The organism is Microcoleus sp. B4-D4, assembly GCF_036705185.1.
Lineage (GTDB): Bacteria > Cyanobacteriota > Cyanobacteriia > Cyanobacteriales > Microcoleaceae > Microcoleus.
In genome coordinates, this window is the sequence record NZ_JAUBTX010000015.1 from 32,543 (window position 1) to 50,647 (window position 18,105).

The window sequence follows — 18,105 nt, forward strand, 5'->3', positions numbered from 1 at the left end:
CTTTGAGTTTCGCAACCGGATTAACGAGTAGAAACTCTAATTTTCTCAATCTCATTTTTTAATTGTCTAGCTTCATGTCGAGGTGGAAAACCACCTGCGATATGTCATTGCTAAGATCTCGGTGCAAGGAAGCAATCTTACAGTTTTACATAGCTTCTATCTAGCGCTATCCGAGCAATTACAAGCATTAATGCAGACAAACGACCAAAATAAAACTCCATACAAAAGAAGGTACATCCATGTTTTCCAACAATAATTTGACTATTTTACAACCCCTACCAGCGAAACTCTTGCCAGATGGTAAAGTTTTCCTCACCCGCAAGCTGGACGAAGCCGTTGTCGAATTAACCAAGTATTGGGATGGTTCGATTACAGTGATGATGGAAGAGACCCAAACAGATCACAAAAATCTCGATGGCAAAGTTTTCGATATCGATACACTACCATTCAAATTAGAAGTGATTTCCTTCGATCTAATCACGCCTGCTTTGTTGCACAAACACAATACTTCGCTGGTGTTAGCAGTGCCGGGATACCGACAAAACCATATCAGCAATATTTGCAACTTAGCTGGAGTGCCATGTATTTACGTTTCTGAATATACTCTGAAAACTCGCAAACAAATTGCGAGCGTGAATACCAAAAACCCGATTGTACGCTTGCGGAGAATGGCTTGGGAAAAAAATCAAGAAATTAAGCAGCGGGCGGCGATCGCAAATGCGGATGGTTTGCAGTGCAACGGTACTCCTACCTATAAAGATTACTTGAAACTCAATCGCAATTCGATGCTTTTCTTTGACACGCGGATTAGCGAGGATATGCTAGCAACTGACAGGGATATTGAAATGCGGACTCACAACCGCTCTGAAGATATGCCTCTGCGGCTGCTGTTCTCTGGCCGCCTGATTAAAATGAAGGGAGCCGATCATTTACTGAATGTTGCTCTAGAACTTAAGAAACGGGGAGCAAATTTTGAAATGTTCATTAGCGGTGCTGGCGACTTAGAAAAAATGATGCACCACACCATAGCAGCCCATCAACTTCAGAATTGCGTGAAAATGCTTGGTGTCCCGGACTTTAAGACCGAGTTTTTCCCCTTTGTTAAGGACAATATCGATTTGTTTGTGTGCTGTCACCGGCAGGGCGACCCCTCGTGTACTTATTTAGAAACAATGTCTTGCGGAGTGCCGATTGTGGGCTACTCGAATGAAGCATTCGAGGGAATTTCAGAAATGTCTGAAACGGGATGGATGGTACCGATGGATAAACCTAAACTGATGGCGCAGAAAATTATTCAACTCAGCTACAACCGAGAAGTCATCAAAGCTATGTCTTTTAAGTCGCTGAGGTTTGCTGAAAAGCACACATTTGAGAAAACTTTTAAAGCTCGTGCAGAACATATGCAGCGGGTTGCTGATAACTCAATGTCGATGAGAAAAGCTGCCTGAAGAAAACTGTGGGTTCGAGATTTGATGTCGTGTGTGATCTATTGACCGCAACAAGTAGGGTTCGTAGTGCGGACTTGACTCCACTCCTAGGCCCTGGAGTCAAGTCTGCACTACGAACTGTTTTTGTTATGCTAATCGACCGGACATGATTTGATGTTGTGTCTGGCGATTTGATTGGAATTAAGCCTACATTCAGAAGAAATAGTTCTGATTTATTGATCAAAAATAGGACAGTCTTCCTCACTACAAACCTATCTAATTTTTTATTTTTTAGGGCAGCCAGCGGGGGAGGCATCCTTTTAGACGCAGTTCTTGAGGTGAGGGATAATTATTAGAGGCCGGTGCATTTTTGAATTTTAAAAGTATTAGAGTTGAAAGGGCGATCGCACTTGGGCCATCAGTTCTCAAATCTCCTGCGACAGGTTCCGATTTCTGGGCCACTACGCGGTCTAATAGCAATTCTATCCCGTCGGGCGACAGGCTCATTTTTGTCTCCACTTGGTCGGGCAAAACTAACAGCGGTTGTACTGCAAATGTCTGCAAATCAATTGCTTCAAGGGTGAATTGTTCGGAAAAATCTTTCCCAGGCTTCCGTCTGGTTAAAAAGTAGTAAAGCTGAGGAGTTCTGGGGTCAAACTGACAGTCGATCAATCAATTCTCCGGTGGTGCGGATTAGTTCTTTTTGCAATTCCTGATTTGTTACTAAAAAAATTGACTGTTTGACACTCCCCTGCTATCGAGGCGAGGGGATTCTTGGATCAACCAGTCGAACTTATCTCTGTTTTGTCGCCACCAGCGAGTAGAGATCGGTCTGTCCCCCAGCGTAAATTCCGGTGTGCCCCACCGTATTTAAATTAATTTTTGCACGGGCTTTCAAACCCTTTGCTAAAATATTTCTTCCAGCGTTGTGGTCACGATCTAATATCGTTCCGCAACCGCAAATATGCGTTCGGGTTGATAAAGTTTTCTTAACAATGTCGCCACAGTTTGAACATTTCTGTGATGTGTATTGTGGTGGAACAGCGATAACTGTTTTGCTGTACACTTTTCCAAAATACTCCAACCATTGAGCAAACTGTGACCACGCAGCATCACTAATTGATTTGGCGAGTTTGTGGTTTTTCACCATATTCCGCACCTGAAGGTCGACCTAGGCTACAAAATCGTTAGATTTCACCACGTACAACGCCGTCTTAATGGCGAAGTCTTTACGCTGCCGACTAACCTTTAGATGTTTTCTTCCTAACTTGTTGATTGCCTTTTTCCGGCTTTGGGAGCCTTTCTTTTTCCGAGAAACTCGCTTCTGCAATCTCTTCAAAGCTTTTTCGCTTTTGCGGAGATACCGAGGATTGGGAACTGTTTCACCGTCGCTGTCAGTGTAGAAGTGGTTTAATCCAACATCTATGCCGATAATTTTACCAGTAGAAACGGGTTCTTCTTTTCGTTCGATGTTGATGCAGAATTGGGCATAATAGCCGTCGGCACGACGCACTACCCTAATTCGCTTGATTTCATCGGGTGCCGAGAAATGCAAGTCCCGACTGCCAATTAACTTGAATTTTCCAGCAGCAAAACCATCCTTAAATGTTAGGCATCTTTTGTCGCTAGAAAGCGCCCAGCCGGATTGTTTGTATTCGACGGAACGAGTGTACTTCTTGAACTGCGGGTAGCCCTTTTTTCCGGGATTCTTAGCTTTGCAATTGGCAAAGAAACGTTGGATAGCAAAAATAGCACGTTGGGCCATCGCTTGACGTGCCGTCGAGTTAAGCTTGCCTGCCCATTCAAATTCTTTCGCCACAACGGCGCATTGTTTGTACAGGTCTACTAACTTAATCCTGGAATTGTCTATCCAATGTCTAAGAGTTTTATTTCTGACAAATTGAGCCGTCCGAATCATGTCGTCGATGATTCGATATTGCTCCGTTTTGCCCTTCAACTTAAACTCTAAAACTATCATTATAATAGTTTATAACTTTTGCTCAATTTTTTACACATAAGCCTGTATACTTAACAAGTCTCCACACTTTTTATAATTAAAGCCGTCCTATAAGGACGGGGCTTTAGACCCAATCTTTTGGTAAAATCGCTGTTGTACTTCAGCATTGCCGATTCTCAGCCGTCGGGTGTGAAGCTGAACACTCTCCGAAATGATGGTATGAAGTCTAAAGGTTTGACGTTTGGTGTCAAGGATCAAATGGCGATGCCGTCTGCTTGGGGATTGGCTAAAGTTCCGCTGTCTGGGGCGATCGCAAATTCTCCGGTCGCACAACTAAAAAGCCGCTGCGGAATCCGGGAAGTTTCCGGCCGCAACAACGACAAACCAATATCCTCTGCATTGCCTCTATTGGCGCGCTAAATCGCGATCGCTCTTGAGGTGCTGGCACTATAGACAATTCAAATATATAATGCCGATGCCATCAGAAACAACATTACAAAGCAAGCCCAACAAAATTTATAGAAAACAACCCATTAATTCTAGATTTAAATCCTCACAAATTTTAAGTCGAAAGTCAAAATAATTAATTATTATTTCTAGGTTTGGCTTTTGGCTTTTTATTTGTGAAAATCAACAATTTACAACAGAAGAAATTCAACCATACAAAACTTCTTCCACAGGCGGCGTGGCATCTTTGGGGTCGAATTTTTTGATTTTCAAAGCTTGCAGTAAAAACAGCGAAATATAAAGCGGATTCAACAATACATACCGCTTCCAGAGACGCCTGGGCTCCTTAATCATCCGAAACAGCCATTCCAAACCTATCTTAGATAAAAACTCAGGAGCTTTAGCCAAATTACCCGCGTGAAAATCGTAAGCTGCACCTACAGCAATCAGCGGCATTGATAAGTCATCACGGTATTCGTAAGCCCAGACTTCTTGTCGCGGACACCCCAAACCGACAAAAGTAATTGCTGCACCGCTGTTGCGAATTTTCTGGGCAATTTCCTGTTTTTCTTGCGGCGAAACCTGCTTAAATTTAGAAGGCTGAGTTCCAGCAATAATTAACTTGGGATAACGCTGGCAGAGATTGCGAGATAAAGCTTCCAGTACAGAAGCTTGAGAGCCGTACAAATAGATAGATAATCCTTCTTCGGCGGCGCGCTCGCAGATTTTTAACATCGCATTTGGCCCGCAAACTCGATCGGGCAATTCCGTATTGTAGAGCAAATTTAACGCCCATCTGACCGGCTGTCCGTCTGGCAATACTAAATCAATGTGATTGATCCGATAGCGGTGAGTGCTGTCAAGCACCCCAGTCATTACCCCGTGAACCGCTAGAGCCGAAACTGACAGTGGTTTTCCGGCGTTGGCTGCCGCAATAATTGTGCTGACAGCAGCTTCATAATTAACGGCATTTACTAATATGCCGAGTACATTTTTTTTTCCTAAATCGATATTGGAAGACCTCTCTAAGCCAACGACACTTACATTCATAAATATCCTCTAAAATTTGTTTAACTTTGTTTTCAATTCTTTATACCTCTTGCACAAATTTTCGATCTGTTAACCGCAGATTTTAAGTGGATAAACACTAATCGACGCAGATAATTTGATCTTATCTGCGATTGAGTGCAAGAGGTCTTTTACAAAAATTGCCAGCACATCCTTTTTGTACCCGTTCAATCCTGCGATCACTCTTTCAGCCAGCGTTCGCGGTTACATTCATAAATCTCCTGTAGGATTTGTTTAACGTTATATTTCATTTGCCAGTCAGGATAGTGACTGGAAAATTTTGAATTATCGCTAATCCACCAAATGTGATCGCCAATGCGATTTCCTTCCGCATAAGTCCAATTAAATGTACGTTCCGCAATTTCCTCACACATCTGGATGGCTTCTAACATCGAACAATTGCTGTATCTGCCTCCTCCTGTATTATAAACTTGGGCGCTTCTGGGAGCTTTATAAAATTCATAAAATGCCGAAATTAAATCAGCGCTGTGAATGTTATCGCGGACTTGCTTGCCTTTGTAGCCAAACACGGTGTAAGGAGTTCCCGTCACGGCGCACTTCATCAAGTAGGCGAGGAAGCCATGCAGTTGAGCTCCCGAGTGATTTGGCCCCGTCAGACAGCCGCCGCGAAAACAAGCGGTGTTCATCTGAAAATATCTGCCGTATTCTTGAACTAAAATATCAGCGGCTACCTTAGAAGCACCAAACAAACTGTGCAGGCACTGGTCGATAGACATATCCTCCCGAATGCCATTTTCGTAAGTGTGACCTGCTTCTATTTCCCATCGATGATCTAATTCAACTAAAGGCAATTTGTTGGGGGTATCGCCGTATACTTTATTAGTAGATGTAAAAATGAAAACTGCTTTTGGACAGTACAAGCGAGTTGCTTCTAAAAGATTGAGAGTACCGTTAGCGTTTACTGTAAAATCTATTTTTGGGGCGCGAGCCGCCCAATCGTGGCTCGGTTGGGCTGCTGTGTGAATTACTAGCTCGATCGAATCTCCGTACCGCTGAAAAATATTGGTAATAGCTTCGTAGTCGCGAATGTCAACATCTAAGTGATAATACTTGGTTCCCAAAGATTTTTCGAGTTGTTGGCGGTTCCAGTTGGTAGAACCATCGGCACCAAAAAAGAACTGGCGCATATTGTTGTCGATGCCAACTATGTCTAAGCCTTGTTTGGCAAAGAACTTACAGGCCTCCGAGCCAATTAATCCCGCCGAGCCAGTAATGATTGCAACGCTCACGTTTCACTCTCCTCACAAATCTTGTTTAAGTTTTTGGCGCTAGAATACATCCGAATATATCAGAAGTTATCCAATTTTTTCTTTGATTAGATCTTCGCACAATTCGGCAAAGAATTTACCTTTGACATCCCAATCATAAATTTCCCTGACGCGCTTTTGACCAGCTAGACCCAAGCGCGATCGCAAGTTGGGATCGCTCGCCAAACACACTATAGCTTCTGCTAGACTTTTCACAGCGCGATCGGGCTCGGTAGCAGCGACTTTAATGCCTGTTTGGGCAGTCACTTGAGTAGCCGGGCCACCCAAATCCAAACAAATTGTCGGACGGCCAACCCCCATCATTTCAGTGCAGACAAAACCGCCAGAGTCATGCAAACTCGGATGGAGGAGAACGTGAGACTCACCCATTTTTAAAAGGGTTTCACTGCGAGATAGAGCACCCCAAAAATGTACTTTATTTCCCAGTCCCAATTCTGTTGCCAAAGCTTCTAAACGCTCTTTTTCCGGGCCGTCTCCCACAATCCAGTATTCCGAGTTTTCCAGCTTCGCCTCCGCAAATGCACGGAGTCCCAAGTGCACTCCTTTCCAGTGTAATAGACGGCCGACACTGATGAATCTAATTGGTAGCTCCGGGGGGGGTGGAGATTTTTCTAGTTGTTGAATTTCCTGCTGCGATAAACCGACTTGCGAGAAAATTCTCACGTTTTTTGCTTGGAGAAATCGCAGTCTTGCCGCTGTTTCTTCTGTAGTTGCCAGCGCCACCGCACTGCGGCGCGCCGTCAGCCCCACAAACGGATCGCGTTCTCCTACACTTTGAGCCAATGCTCGCAGGGTTTCGTAAATTTTGCCCCGGCGGCTAAAATCTTCCCAAAAAGGCTTTGGTGCTGCTTCTGCACCCCCCACAGGCCCCCAAATAAAAGGATGCGGCAACAGTGCTAGGAAACTTGGAGACCAATGTTTGACATAAGTTACGTGCTGTACTATGTCAAAACCAATTTCGCGATCGAGCTTTCGAGCTATAAAATAAGCCCAGATTTGCCACAAATAATAGTGAAGTTGCAGCAATCCTTGTTTTCCCTTCCAATCTTCACTCCACCCAAACGGATCGAAATAAACAAAGTGCAGGTTGGGTACAGGATTTCTTTCTAGTTCTGCTTCGATGTACGATCGACAAAATGTCCGAGTGAATACCCAAGTTTCGTGATACTTAGCAGATTGAACGACAGTATTCCATCCCACTCCCTCTTCGGAACCCAGATTGGGTTCGCAAGCAAAGGCAGATAATAAAATTTTCATCAACTTTTCTCCAATACTAGCGAAGTCACATCGGCTATTAATTTCGCAGCATTTTCTGGTGTATGTTCAGCGATCAATTGCTGGGATTTTTGGCCCATAATCACTAACTTTTCGGGGCAATCAATCAAGTTCCGCATCGCATTTGCCATACCTTCCGAATCATAGGGATCAAAAATATAACCATTTTCACCTTCAACGATCATTTCGCAAGCCCCAGCCCATTTTGAACACAAAACTGGCTTACCAAATGCCATCGCTTCTAGTACCACCATTCCCCAAGTATCTTCTAACGTAGGAAAAACAAACGCATCAGCTTCTAGAAAATAAGATCCCAAGTATCCGTATTCGATCCACCCTGTCCAAACAATTTGTTTTTCTAAATCCCATTCTTTTGTAAGTGCTTCTAGTTCCGAGCGCTGTTCCCCGTCTCCAACGATAATGACTGTGTAATTCGAGTATCCCTGGCTTTGCAAAATTGTGCAAGCTTCTAACAGATTCTTAATCCCTTTGCGAGAAATTACTTGACCCACGCACAGAAAAATTGGGTGGGGGAATGACAAAGAGATAGAATTATTATTGTCTATTTTTTCTACCAAAGCTTTAGCATCAGGAACCATGTAAGGTTGAGCAAATATCTTACTTTCGGCTGCCCCAATCACTTCAACCAAATATTCTTTACCTCGGCGACTATTAGAAACAAAGGTATCCGCAAATTTACCCATCCATCGTCGAATCGTCGATCGCACCTTAGAATCTCGAAAGTCTACATTCGGCGAACTACTTTCATAAACTAAAACCAGTCGCCATTTCCCTATAGGCTTAAAGATTATAGCTATCAATGTCCAGATCGAAAATCCACTGGCAAAAATGACTTGGGGCTTGAATTTTAGGAGAGGAAAAATAATCGCAGGAGTAGCTTTAATATAACCACGACTGTACCCCATTTCTATCTTTTGGGTGGCGATGAATTGTGTATCTCCCACAACTTCGATTACTTCTGTACCAGGAGCTTCAGGATCGTAGCCAGGCCAGAGGCGACCTGTATAAAAAATCGTGTTCGGAATCACTTTTTTCAGCTCGTGCAAAACTGGCGGCCAGTAGGCTCCAAATTCTGCCGAAGGGACGAGCCAAGCGATGCGAATTTCATCCATGCAGTTCACCTTTAGTTGTAGCGAGTACAAAGCAGTAGGCAGTCGCCAAAAGTCTTCGGCACTACCTATGCTTGCAAACAATAGTATCAACCACTATACCCTACAGGCCCTCGGCGAAGCGAGATAAAAATCAATCTCAAATAAGGTAACAGCCAATATATCGGCCACAATATATTAGTGTGTCGCTGTACCAGAACTTTTGACTCTTTTGGCGAAAAACCCTTGGGTTGAAGTACCTTCTTAAACCGCTCCATCAAATTCATGTTGGGATCTTCCCAGCAATTGCCCTGGGGCGGGTTAGTCGAGCAAGTTCCTACGTAGCCAGGAACCACCCAAACAGTACAATTTTCTCGCAGTGCCCGTAAACCATAGTCGATGTCTCCCATACTGTGGATAAATACTGGGTCTAAGTTCCCTACTACTTCCACTACTACTCGCGGTATCAAAACACAGTTACCATTCATGGTATTGCAGGGTTGGACTTCTTGAGTAGGTTCCACTACCCGAAAGTGCAAAGGATGCCACCAGCTAGTCCTGAGCCAGCCGCCGTAAGTGAGTACACCAGTTTCAGAATCACGGGTAGACCCTACAACAATAGCTCGTGTATTGCCTTGCTCAGCCAATTGGCGGGAAGTTACCATCATTGTTTGCAAAGCACCTGGAGCGAGTACAGTATCGTCGTTGAGCCACAGGTAGTAGTCGCAGTCGTCATTAATAGCGGCGGCAAATGCTTGGCGCATTCCCCCATTCCAAAACAGATTGCCATCTCCGTGTAGCAAATTGACCTGGGGATAAGTCTCCTGCACGGCTTCAGATGTGCCATCGGTGCTGGCATCGTCCACTAAGTACACGCTTAGCAAGATATCTGCGGGCAGTACCTGATTGAATACCGCACCTAGACTAGCTAAGGTCTTTTGCTTGCGGTTGTGGCAAGTTATGATTATTGCTATAGTGCTGTGTAGTTTCATCACTCTATTGTAGTCGGGAAAAAAACATGAGACAATTGTTAAAAAATATAGCGTATAAAATGCTTAAGCCTTTGGGATTCGATCTCCCGCGCAAGGGTATGAGAACATCTATGTACGGCGTACTCGATCAGGTCATAAAGTTTGGTTTTCAACCAGAAACCATTATAGATGTCGGCGTGGCCTACGGAACCTTTGAATTGTACGAAAAATTTCCCCAAGCGAACTTCCTCCTGGTAGAGCCTTTGAGCGAGTATGAGGAAAATTTAAAAGAAATTTGTCGGAAATACAAGGGTCAGTATGTACTGGCGGGCGCCGGCGCTGAGCCAGGAACTCTGACAATCAACGTTCACCCTCAACTTTATGGTTCTTCTACTCTTAAGGAATCAGAAGGGAGTATCGCCGATGGTGTACCTAGAGAAATTGCTGTGGTGACAGTTGACGATCTGTGTCGGGAAAAGAATTTAAAAACACCTTATTTGTTGAAGGTTGACGTACAAGGTGCTGAACTTAATGTTTTAGACGGCTCTAGGAAGAGCCTGGAGGATACGGAAATGATTATTCTGGAAGTATCCATGTTTGAATTTTATCTCGGTGGCCCCCAATTCTATGATGTTGTCAATTATATGAAAGAGCGAGGATTTGTGGTCTACGATATTTTTGGTGGTTATATCCGTCCCCTAGACGGAGCTTTGGCTCAAGTAGACATGGTATTTGTTAAAGAAAGTGGGCAATTTAGAAAATCTAACTTTTTTGCTTCGCCAGATCAGCGGAAACAGTTGGTTTAAGAGCTGGAGATTTTGGATGCCATCGCTAGTTCAGAAAAAACAGACAAGTAGCGGCGGGCTTGTATTTCTAAGGTAAATTCTTGCTCCGCTTTCTGACGCGCGATCGAACATAGTTTTTGATGCCGCTCTGGATTTTCTAGCACCCAGGCAATACCTCTGGCTAAGTCTTCTGTTTCATAAGGTTTAGCTAAATAGCCGTTTTCCATGTGATCGACGATATCTTTTAATCCAGTGGCGTTAAATGCGACAACTGGTGTGCCACAGGCTAGGGACTCGGATGCTGTTTGACCAAAAGATTCGTACAAGGAAGGAACTACCATCACATCAACGGCTGAATACACCATCGCTAATGTAATATCATCATTTAACCTCCCTAAATAGTGAATTTTGAAACCTAAATCAGACTGTTGGCTGGATGCTGATGGACCGAAAACTACGAGTTCTATTTCGTCTCGCAATCCCGATTTAGTTAACTCTTGCATAGCGGCTTGCAGCAAGGAAAAGCCTTTCCAGCGATCGCCTGTCCCCTGCATTGCCCCAAATAAGAGTAATTGCTTATCTTGAGGTAAATTTAGGATTTCTCGCGCAAATTGGCGGTTGATTGGTTTGAACTTTTGAGTGTCGAGTCCGTTGGGAATGACGACTACTTGGCGATCGCGAAATAGAGAGCTCGCTTCTACACATTTTGCCAGCCATTTGCTCGGCGTAACCAGAGTTAGCTCAAAGTCTTTCCAAGCTTTAGCTTTTCTCTGCCACACCCACCGCGACATATCGCCGGCTTTAACGCTGTGAAGTTGCGGACAACTACCACAAGATTGAGTATAGCGATCGCAATCTTCACTGTAGTGACATCCACCTGTAAACGGCCACATATCGTGGAGCGTCCAAACTATTGGTTTCTTAAACTTCGGGATGCTTTCTACTTGTAAATACCCTCCACAAACCCAGTGCAGATTAATAATATCTGGTTGGATTTTAGCAACTTGACCGGGGAGAGAATCTGGCAGCCATTCTGTCGAAAATATAACTGGGTCTTTCTCAGGGTAAAGTCGCAATGGCAAGTTAGATACAGTAGAAATAATCTTGTCAAACTTATTGGTAATACCATTCTGTGACGAAATGACATTCGGTTCGCCACTGTTCTTATTTTTCACCAGCATTTGCGAAGACACCCCAATCCCCTGCAAACCTTGGTGCAGTCTATAAGCCGCGCGGGCTGCACCGCCTTCAGTATCAGAAGTATTGAGAAGTAGAACCTTCATTTTTTTTAAAGTGTTTCCAATTAATTATTTAGTTATTACGGGAAAATTGATTAATTTCTGATTGGCGCTATCTATCATTTTTTGCAGTTCGCCGCTGGCAATAATAGAACCATAAGCCTCATAAAACTTTTTCGCATTGATAACCGATTGTTTTTCCACTCTTTCGCTATTAAAGGTTCTCATGCCACCAGTTGCCACATTTCTTATAAATGGGCAGGGATATAAACCTACTTGGTATCCTGCCAACCAAGCTCTCACGCTGGCATCGTCATCGTCAAACTGGAATGGAGCATATTCTTGATTAATTCCTCCTAGTTCTAAGAACGGCTTTCTCCTCAGAAGTGTGGGGGCTCGGTTAACAGACGTAACAAATATAAATGGGATACCAGACTGAGGTTCTATGTACTGAGGCGTGTCATAAATCCGTTTCTTAAAAAGTCCTGGTCGAGTGATTATATCTCCAATTTTTTTATAGGTAGACTCTTCATTTGGCTCCACTGAATCTGGGGTAAAAAAGTCCAAGCCTCCTCTGCCACCTAATATTAGTAGTTTAGGTAAAGCTTCAAACAAAGAGAGTGCCTGCTCTATCCAAGTGTTATTATATGGTGGTATGTCATCATCTTGCAATAAGCAAACAAACTCACCTTTTGCCATTCCAATCGCTCGTTCGTAGGTTCTGACCTCGAATAAGTCATTGCAACGCAGTAGAAAGTCATTTTTCCTATCAAGGTATTTCATCCACTCTTCGTAAGAACCATCACTAGAGCCATCATCAATTACGATCAATTCTTCAGCCGAAGTTAATCTTAGTGCAGTTATGATGCTCCTAATATTAGGTTTTTTATTAAAAAATTGCACAATTAGTGAAACTTTGGGGCTAGTTGTGTAAATTGAGTTGGGTTTGGAAGTTTGATCGCTTGTAACTTTTTTATGTATTTTTTGCTCGTGCCTCTGATTCACTAATTTTAACCATTTGCGAAGTAACTTCGATTTTAGAGAATCCATCGCTTTGCTCCTCAGTAAAACTTTACTTTCATACCTTATTTACAGGCGATATGCAGAAAATATCCCTCTATAAGCGGAAATATTAAGAAGTATAATATTCCCCTCTGTTTACACTATCTTATCTCTCTGATGATTTTACACGAAATTTTTTAACAATTTATTTACTTTTTTTTGCACCTTCCTAACAAATGGTGGATCGTAATCATATAAAGTATTTTGGGTGAATTTATCGGCTTGCGTATCCCGAATAGCAAAAGGCGGATGCTTCATCGGAAATGTTATCGCTTCTACAGGCATATTACTGTAGGGACTGTTAACATCTCCAGTATTAGTTCCTCCTACCCCATGCCCGATATTAGAAACTAAATTGACATTCGCCAAAATATTCATTCCATTTTGAATAAAGCTTGCCAATGTCCACCGATAAGCCCAACTATCTATTTTCCCTTCATAACAAAGCTGAAAAGTCTTTGTCCAAACTTTTACAGCGTTCGCGTCTCCCAGTACATCCTCCAAAAAATTACCATCCCGAATTTCTGGCCACAACTTCATATCTAAATCATAGTATTGCCAAGCTCGTCTCCAACTCGCCCAGGTCCAACAGTGATTGTAGCGAGAAAAATAATAGCTGTAATCAGTTTTTTTTCGCCCAAATTGCACATTTTGACCAGAAATTGACATAATCCGCTGGTCATTTCGGTAACGAGCGAGCAATTCTTCAGCGAAGCGAAAAAATGTCAGATGCGGCAGACAGTCATCCTCAATAATAATTGCCTCCTCAACCAGCTCGAATACCCAATCCAACCCGCTAGAAACCCGCCGCAGACAACCCAAATTTACTTCTGCGTAATTTTTCATAACTTCGCATTCCCAATCTACTTGGTCAATAATAGCTCTGGTGGCAGCACATTCTCGATCTTCTCCTAGTCTGTCTGGGCGCGGGCCATCAGCAATTACTAGCAATTTGGGGGGTTTTGCCTGACGAATTGCTTCAAACACCGTTTGGGTTTCTTGGGGGCGTTTAAAGATAATGAAGACAATTGGGGTTTTTACTTGCCAGTCATACATTGATTTTCCTCCGATATCTTTAATGATTTTTTAGGTTTTGTTCGTCATGATAAAGTTTGGCAAACTTGCTCTTTGAACATATATTTACAACCACAATTTTGAGTAATATCTATCATCGCTCTAGCATTTTTTTTACCTGAGACAGTTTCTTTTTTATGCCGGATTTTCTGTCTTGTAAAGTATCAACAAGTAGTTTAGAAAAATTACGTTTCGGTATCCCTAGGTATCCCGCCGTATATTTCATAAACTCCTCTCCCACTGGCAAAGTCCAAAATAAGGATTTGGGATTGGATACTTGTAGGAAAAGTCTCTTGATCCCCCTAGCTTTTTCTGCTGGTAGATGCCAAATATCTAGCTGAAAATTTGATTCACTTGCCGTGTAAAAGTGCGCCGCTGTCCAGATCCTTTCAATATAAGGGTTTGCAGTTCCCGGTGCATACCCTTGCTTGTTATAAATATAGGTTAACATCTGCTCCTCTGTATTAAACTTTGATTTGCCTTGGGCAAATCTTTCTAAAGAAATATTCCAAATTAAGTCAATTTCTTCAGCTAAGCTTTTAATCCTCTCTCCAGTTCCCCCAATAAATTCCGCTCCAAAATAACGAGGAGGCTGCTCAATATTGTACCCTAGTTCATGGTAAAAATTTTGCATTTCTCGTCTAGTCCAGCCATTAATTAATTCATCTTCTTGGTAATAGCGCTCATAAGTAGCTATCCCGTTTTTTTCAATTGCTTCTATCATTTTATCTGCCGAATTTACCCACACGCAATCAGAATCTAGCGAAAGGCATATATCGTTCGATTCGGAGTTGTTTTTGAGGTACTTAACAATATCGAACTTAAAATATGTACTTCTGAAAGCATCGAAATATTCTAGCGGATGCTGATAAGTGAAAGGCAAGTGAGCCACCTTCACACCGATTTTAGCAAAAAATTCTTCCATATTGAAATTACCTAGATTGGGTAACTTTTCTGCATTCGTACACAAGATATGATTGGCACTAGGATTATTTCTCACACTCGAAGCAAAAAATACTACAACGCATTGCCAGTAAATAGATTGGAACTGGGCTGATGAAGATTTGACATTTAATCCTTGAGGATAAATACTTTCTTCACCTTCGCGATCGCAGCACATTCCAGTTAGTATATAAACAGCACCTCGGTTATTCATTATATCTCTCCAGAAATTAGGTTTTTGTCCAGACGGGGCAAGGGTTTCATCTTTTTTTTGCAGATGCTCTGGCTCTGTTAATAATATCAGTTTCTCTCAGTTGAGAAATTAAAGTTTTTATAAAATTATACTTCCAAACTTAACTGACTCGTAGTATTTGGATGTTTGATTTACAATATTTAACAATGATTATAGCCTTTCTCAGAGAGATGAGGTAAATACAAAAGCCCGAAACTCTTGACATTTAAAGAATCTGGCATACCTCATGTCAGTGAGAACTGCTATACTTACGCTCTAAAGAGTCGTTGACCGATTTTTGTGAAAATATCGACCATGAAAATCGCTTTCGTTTGCATCCAAAACATCTTCCTAGTTTGAGGATAAAGTGCGTGGGCCAAATAACAAGCCGACATTTGTGCAATTAGAGTAGCAATACCTGCCCCCAAACCACCATAGCGGGGAATTAAAACGAAGTTCAAGATCACATTAACCAGCCCACCCACAGCGGTTGTAGCTGCTGAAAAATTCAACAACCCTTCCGAGATCAGCCATGTACCTCTAGCGATTCCCAAAGATACAAACAGCCCAGCCCAAATCAGCACTGCTAAAGAGGGCGCAGTCCCAAGATAGTTTTTTCCATAAAGAATCGTCACTATCGGCTCCGCAAACAGCATTACAGGAATTGCAACTGCATAGGATATTAAAGACATTAAATAGAAAAGTTTTTGCAGGCGTTCGTAATAAACTGTTTCACTAATTTCTTTAGATTTAACAATAGACGGAAAAACCGAGCTGCCTATAGCCATAGGGATGAAATACCATAGCTCTGAGACTTTAACGGCTGCTGCATATAGTCCCAACTCTTCAGCGGTACTAAGCTGTTTCATCATAATCTGATCGATTCGCATATAAATGAAGACCATGAACCCAGACAAAATTAGTGGCCAGCTTTCCTTAACCAATTCCCAAGCCAGTCTCCTATTGAACCGCCACCTTAATATATGATTTCCATTTACGTGATAGGCGATTGTCAACGCCAAAGCTCTCAAAGCCTTCTCCCCCGTCACAATCCAGCAAAATGCGAGCAGCGTAGCTCGTAGATTTAGGAGTACAACTTTAACCACGTTGATACACAAATAAGCGGCATTCGTAGATACAACAACATATTTTGATTGCACCTGTGACTGAAACCAAAACTCAATAGTTTCAAAAGGCTGAAACAAAGCTGCTCCTGCTGCTATTCCTACTAACAATTGAGTATAGGGTTCTTCTGGATTTAACAGCATCACCGTTCCTACTGTTAACAATAAAGAGATCAACCCACTGATATTTTTGAGGACAAAAGCTGTACCAAGAATTTCTTCCTTGTTAGACGAATCGCGAGAGAGATCCCGAACCACAATGGAATTCAAGCCCAAGCTAGCAATAGGAGAGAACAGCGACGCTGTAGCGAGCGCGTAGTTGAACAAGCCAAATCTCTCCGGCTGTAGGTAACGAGCGACCCAAAGCCCTACCAGCAGCCCCAGACCTAGTTGCAATACCTTATCAGCAAATAACCAAACTGTATTGGCAATCAGCTTACGCAGACCTGGACTAAGTTTTTCCTTAAGGGCAAATAGCCGATCTAATTTCATAAGTTTTCACTTTGTTAAAAATAGGATAACCTTGAACACTCAACAAGCCAAAACTAACTGCGTACAACCATCTATTTACCGTTCTATCTCTGTTACCTATCCCCCAGTCTATGACATTGTTAGATTATAGCGGAGCAAGTGATTTTTTGCAGGAGCTATCTTTCGCTTCAAATTTTTGCTGTAGTGTCTAGACTCAGACGGACTGACATAACAATATACCAAAACCAAATGCTAGTTGACCCAAAAAGACCTGTTTCAGTAAGGTTCGTCATCAGTATATAGGTCAAAATAAAAAGGGGCAAGCCAGCTTCAGGAAGTTGTGTGCGGGTTAAATACACTACTCCCTTCACAATATTATTGAAAAATGAAAACATAAATAATATCAATCCTCCCCAACCTAAATCGCAAGCAAGGTCTAAAAAACCATTGTGAGAATGGGGCGGTATAAATTGGACTCTCGCAATTATAATACCGTGAGCAGGATTTTCCAGACCGCGCCAAGGTTGCCAAAAACTATTAACTCCATATCCCAAAAGAGGCCGCAGGTTTATTTTATCTACGATTTGGGGCCAAAACTCCGTGCGACCTGTCAAGGTCATATCTTTGTTCAGTCCATCTACAACAATCGCCTCCAGATTATTGATCACCAAAATTCCCAGACCAATACTAATAATCAGGAACAGTATGACAGAAACCACAGCCCACTGCACCGGCAATTTTTTGATGACGCTAAGATACACCCAAAGACCTAAGAGAATAATAACTAAAATTCGACTCGCTCCGCTGCATCCTTTTTGGACTGCTAGGGAAGCCAACAAACCGAAAACAATCGACAAACGGCGATCTTTCGGGGAATAAAAGGCAAACAAAAACCACAAAACCGCTGTTTGAGCCATGAAAAATGAAAACTGGTTCTTGTGGCTTAAAATTCCACTCCAGCACCCAGCAGAACTCGGATTAGTTTTGACTAGGCTCCACAGCAGTACGAATAAGTTTACCGTGCGCCACCAAGGATATATTTCTTTCCAAGAAAATCGCTGTGCTACGTAAATAGCAACAGCACTGACTTCTAAAATCACTAGACTCTTTTTCAGGCTGACTTCAGGGGTATCTGACCACAAAGCCGAAAGTAATATCATCAACAAAAACAGTGCTAAAAACGGATCGCTGAGCATCGTAGTAAAGAGTGCTTTTAAATAATCTTTAAGCCAAGAATGCAGTCGGGGTGATAGTATAAAAAGAAAAACACCGTAGACAATTATTTGTAGGGTAATCGTGAGCGCAGTTGTTTCTCTGTTTGACAACGCTACCGGATGCAACTTCATAAAAGGCATCACTCCTGCGCCCGTTGCCCCAGAAATAGCAAACAAAAATATACCAAGAATGATTTTTTCTGCATTAATAGCTATTTTTTTGTCCTGAGCGATCGCTTGATAAAGTAGCATGATTATAATGAGACTTATGCCTCCAATAATCATCATAAACATAGGAACCCGGAGAATCTCTTTCATTGCCAGAACTGACCTTGATATTGTTTTCTTTCCCTGTCTAGCCCAAAATAACTAGAATCGGAACTTCTCTTTAAATATAATCAAAATCCTCAAAAGTGTTCA

General features: G+C 42.4%; 15 protein-coding genes and 1 pseudogene. 3 read left to right on the top strand and 13 right to left on the bottom strand.

Annotated features, from left to right (window positions below):
* Window positions 1-239 precede the first annotated feature (239 nt).
* Entirely contained in the window at window positions 240-1,448 is a 1,209-nt protein-coding gene (locus tag QUB13_RS13870) for a glycosyltransferase family 4 protein (protein ID WP_333381664.1), read from the top strand.
* Between the two features lie 270 nt (window positions 1,449-1,718).
* On the opposite strand, the gene QUB13_RS13875 is transcribed toward QUB13_RS13870, so the two are convergent.
* Together QUB13_RS13875 and QUB13_RS13880 are read right to left on the bottom strand one after the other, a co-directional pair.
* Complete coding sequence (locus QUB13_RS13875) at window positions 1,719-2,099, bottom strand: hypothetical protein (RefSeq protein ID WP_333381667.1); 381 nt, start codon at window positions 2,097-2,099, stop codon at window positions 1,719-1,721.
* Between the two features lie 121 nt (window positions 2,100-2,220).
* Window positions 2,221-3,405 (bottom strand): annotated as a pseudogene (locus QUB13_RS13880) (RNA-guided endonuclease InsQ/TnpB family protein).
* Between the two features lie 132 nt (window positions 3,406-3,537).
* On the opposite strand from QUB13_RS13880, the gene QUB13_RS13885 reads away from it, so the two are divergent.
* Window positions 3,538-3,804, top strand: coding sequence for a hypothetical protein (locus QUB13_RS13885; protein ID WP_333381670.1), 267 nt, complete (start codon window positions 3,538-3,540; stop codon window positions 3,802-3,804).
* A gap of 234 nt (window positions 3,805-4,038) precedes the next feature.
* On the opposite strand, the gene QUB13_RS13890 is transcribed toward QUB13_RS13885, so the two are convergent.
* The 5 genes from QUB13_RS13890 to QUB13_RS13910 form a co-directional block, all read right to left on the bottom strand.
* Entirely contained in the window at window positions 4,039-4,881 is an 843-nt protein-coding gene (locus QUB13_RS13890) for a WecB/TagA/CpsF family glycosyltransferase (RefSeq protein ID WP_333088281.1), read from the bottom strand.
* Window positions 4,882-5,078: 197 nt separating this feature from the next.
* Complete coding sequence (locus QUB13_RS13895; protein WP_333381673.1) at window positions 5,079-6,149, bottom strand: NAD-dependent epimerase/dehydratase family protein; 1,071 nt, start codon at window positions 6,147-6,149, stop codon at window positions 5,079-5,081.
* A gap of 66 nt (window positions 6,150-6,215) precedes the next feature.
* Window positions 6,216-7,445 (bottom strand): glycosyltransferase family 4 protein, encoded by a 1,230-nt coding sequence (locus QUB13_RS13900; protein WP_333381675.1) that lies wholly within the window; start codon window positions 7,443-7,445, stop codon window positions 6,216-6,218.
* The gene (locus QUB13_RS13905) at window positions 7,445-8,677 is read right to left on the bottom strand and encodes a glycosyltransferase family 4 protein (RefSeq protein WP_333381677.1); all 1,233 of its coding nucleotides are present in this window, start codon (window positions 8,675-8,677) and stop codon (window positions 7,445-7,447) included. The genes QUB13_RS13900 and QUB13_RS13905 overlap by 1 nt, the downstream gene beginning before the upstream one ends.
* Before the next feature lie 5 nt (window positions 8,678-8,682).
* Entirely contained in the window at window positions 8,683-9,564 is an 882-nt protein-coding gene (locus tag QUB13_RS13910) for a glycosyltransferase family 2 protein (RefSeq protein WP_333381680.1), read from the bottom strand.
* Between the two features lie 26 nt (window positions 9,565-9,590).
* Between QUB13_RS13910 and QUB13_RS13915 the strand changes: the two genes are divergently transcribed.
* Window positions 9,591-10,349: an FkbM family methyltransferase gene (locus tag QUB13_RS13915; RefSeq protein WP_333381681.1), complete on the top strand. Its 759-nt coding sequence runs from the start codon at window positions 9,591-9,593 to the stop codon at window positions 10,347-10,349.
* On the opposite strand, the gene QUB13_RS13920 is transcribed toward QUB13_RS13915, so the two are convergent.
* The 6 genes from QUB13_RS13920 to QUB13_RS13945 all read right to left on the bottom strand — a co-directional run bounded on the left by QUB13_RS13920 (window position 10,346) and on the right by QUB13_RS13945 (window position 18,003).
* On the bottom strand, window positions 10,346-11,611 hold the full coding sequence (locus QUB13_RS13920; RefSeq protein ID WP_333381684.1) for a glycosyltransferase family 4 protein: 1,266 nt from the start codon (window positions 11,609-11,611) through the stop codon (window positions 10,346-10,348). The two genes, QUB13_RS13915 and QUB13_RS13920, sit on opposite strands and share 4 nt — an antisense overlap.
* Before the next feature lie 24 nt (window positions 11,612-11,635).
* Complete coding sequence (locus QUB13_RS13925) at window positions 11,636-12,616, bottom strand: glycosyltransferase family A protein (protein ID WP_333381687.1); 981 nt, start codon at window positions 12,614-12,616, stop codon at window positions 11,636-11,638.
* A 135-nt stretch (window positions 12,617-12,751) separates the two neighbouring features.
* Entirely contained in the window at window positions 12,752-13,684 is a 933-nt protein-coding gene (locus QUB13_RS13930; RefSeq protein WP_333381690.1) for a glycosyltransferase family 2 protein, read from the bottom strand.
* 112 nt (window positions 13,685-13,796) lie between these two features.
* Window positions 13,797-14,858: a hypothetical protein gene (locus QUB13_RS13935; protein ID WP_333381693.1), complete on the bottom strand. Its 1,062-nt coding sequence runs from the start codon at window positions 14,856-14,858 to the stop codon at window positions 13,797-13,799.
* Window positions 14,859-15,145: 287 nt separating this feature from the next.
* Complete coding sequence (locus tag QUB13_RS13940; protein ID WP_333381695.1) at window positions 15,146-16,492, bottom strand: flippase; 1,347 nt, start codon at window positions 16,490-16,492, stop codon at window positions 15,146-15,148.
* A gap of 167 nt (window positions 16,493-16,659) precedes the next feature.
* A complete protein-coding gene (locus tag QUB13_RS13945; protein ID WP_333381698.1) occupies window positions 16,660-18,003 on the bottom strand; it encodes an O-antigen ligase family protein in 1,344 nt (447 codons plus the stop codon).
* Window positions 18,004-18,105 lie beyond the last annotated feature (102 nt).

What these genes read in the sequence shown, in the direction of transcription:
- QUB13_RS13870 (WP_333381664.1), top strand. Translation starts at nt 240, where the DNA reads ATGTTTTCCAACAATAATTTGACTATTTTACAACCCCTACCAGCGAAA.
- QUB13_RS13890 (WP_333088281.1), bottom strand. Translation starts at nt 4,881, where the DNA reads ATGAATGTAAGTGTCGTTGGCTTAGAGAGGTCTTCCAATATCGATTTA.
- QUB13_RS13900 (WP_333381675.1), bottom strand. Translation starts at nt 7,445, where the DNA reads ATGAAAATTTTATTATCTGCCTTTGCTTGCGAACCCAATCTGGGTTCC.
- QUB13_RS13910 (WP_333381680.1), bottom strand. Translation starts at nt 9,564, where the DNA reads ATGAAACTACACAGCACTATAGCAATAATCATAACTTGCCACAACCGC.
- QUB13_RS13915 (WP_333381681.1), top strand. Translation starts at nt 9,591, where the DNA reads ATGAGACAATTGTTAAAAAATATAGCGTATAAAATGCTTAAGCCTTTG.
- QUB13_RS13920 (WP_333381684.1), bottom strand. Translation starts at nt 11,611, where the DNA reads ATGAAGGTTCTACTTCTCAATACTTCTGATACTGAAGGCGGTGCAGCC.
- QUB13_RS13925 (WP_333381687.1), bottom strand. Translation starts at nt 12,616, where the DNA reads ATGGATTCTCTAAAATCGAAGTTACTTCGCAAATGGTTAAAATTAGTG.
- QUB13_RS13930 (WP_333381690.1), bottom strand. Translation starts at nt 13,684, where the DNA reads ATGTATGACTGGCAAGTAAAAACCCCAATTGTCTTCATTATCTTTAAA.
- QUB13_RS13935 (WP_333381693.1), bottom strand. Translation starts at nt 14,858, where the DNA reads ATGAATAACCGAGGTGCTGTTTATATACTAACTGGAATGTGCTGCGAT.
- QUB13_RS13940 (WP_333381695.1), bottom strand. Translation starts at nt 16,492, where the DNA reads ATGAAATTAGATCGGCTATTTGCCCTTAAGGAAAAACTTAGTCCAGGT.
- QUB13_RS13945 (WP_333381698.1), bottom strand. Translation starts at nt 18,003, where the DNA reads ATGAAAGAGATTCTCCGGGTTCCTATGTTTATGATGATTATTGGAGGC.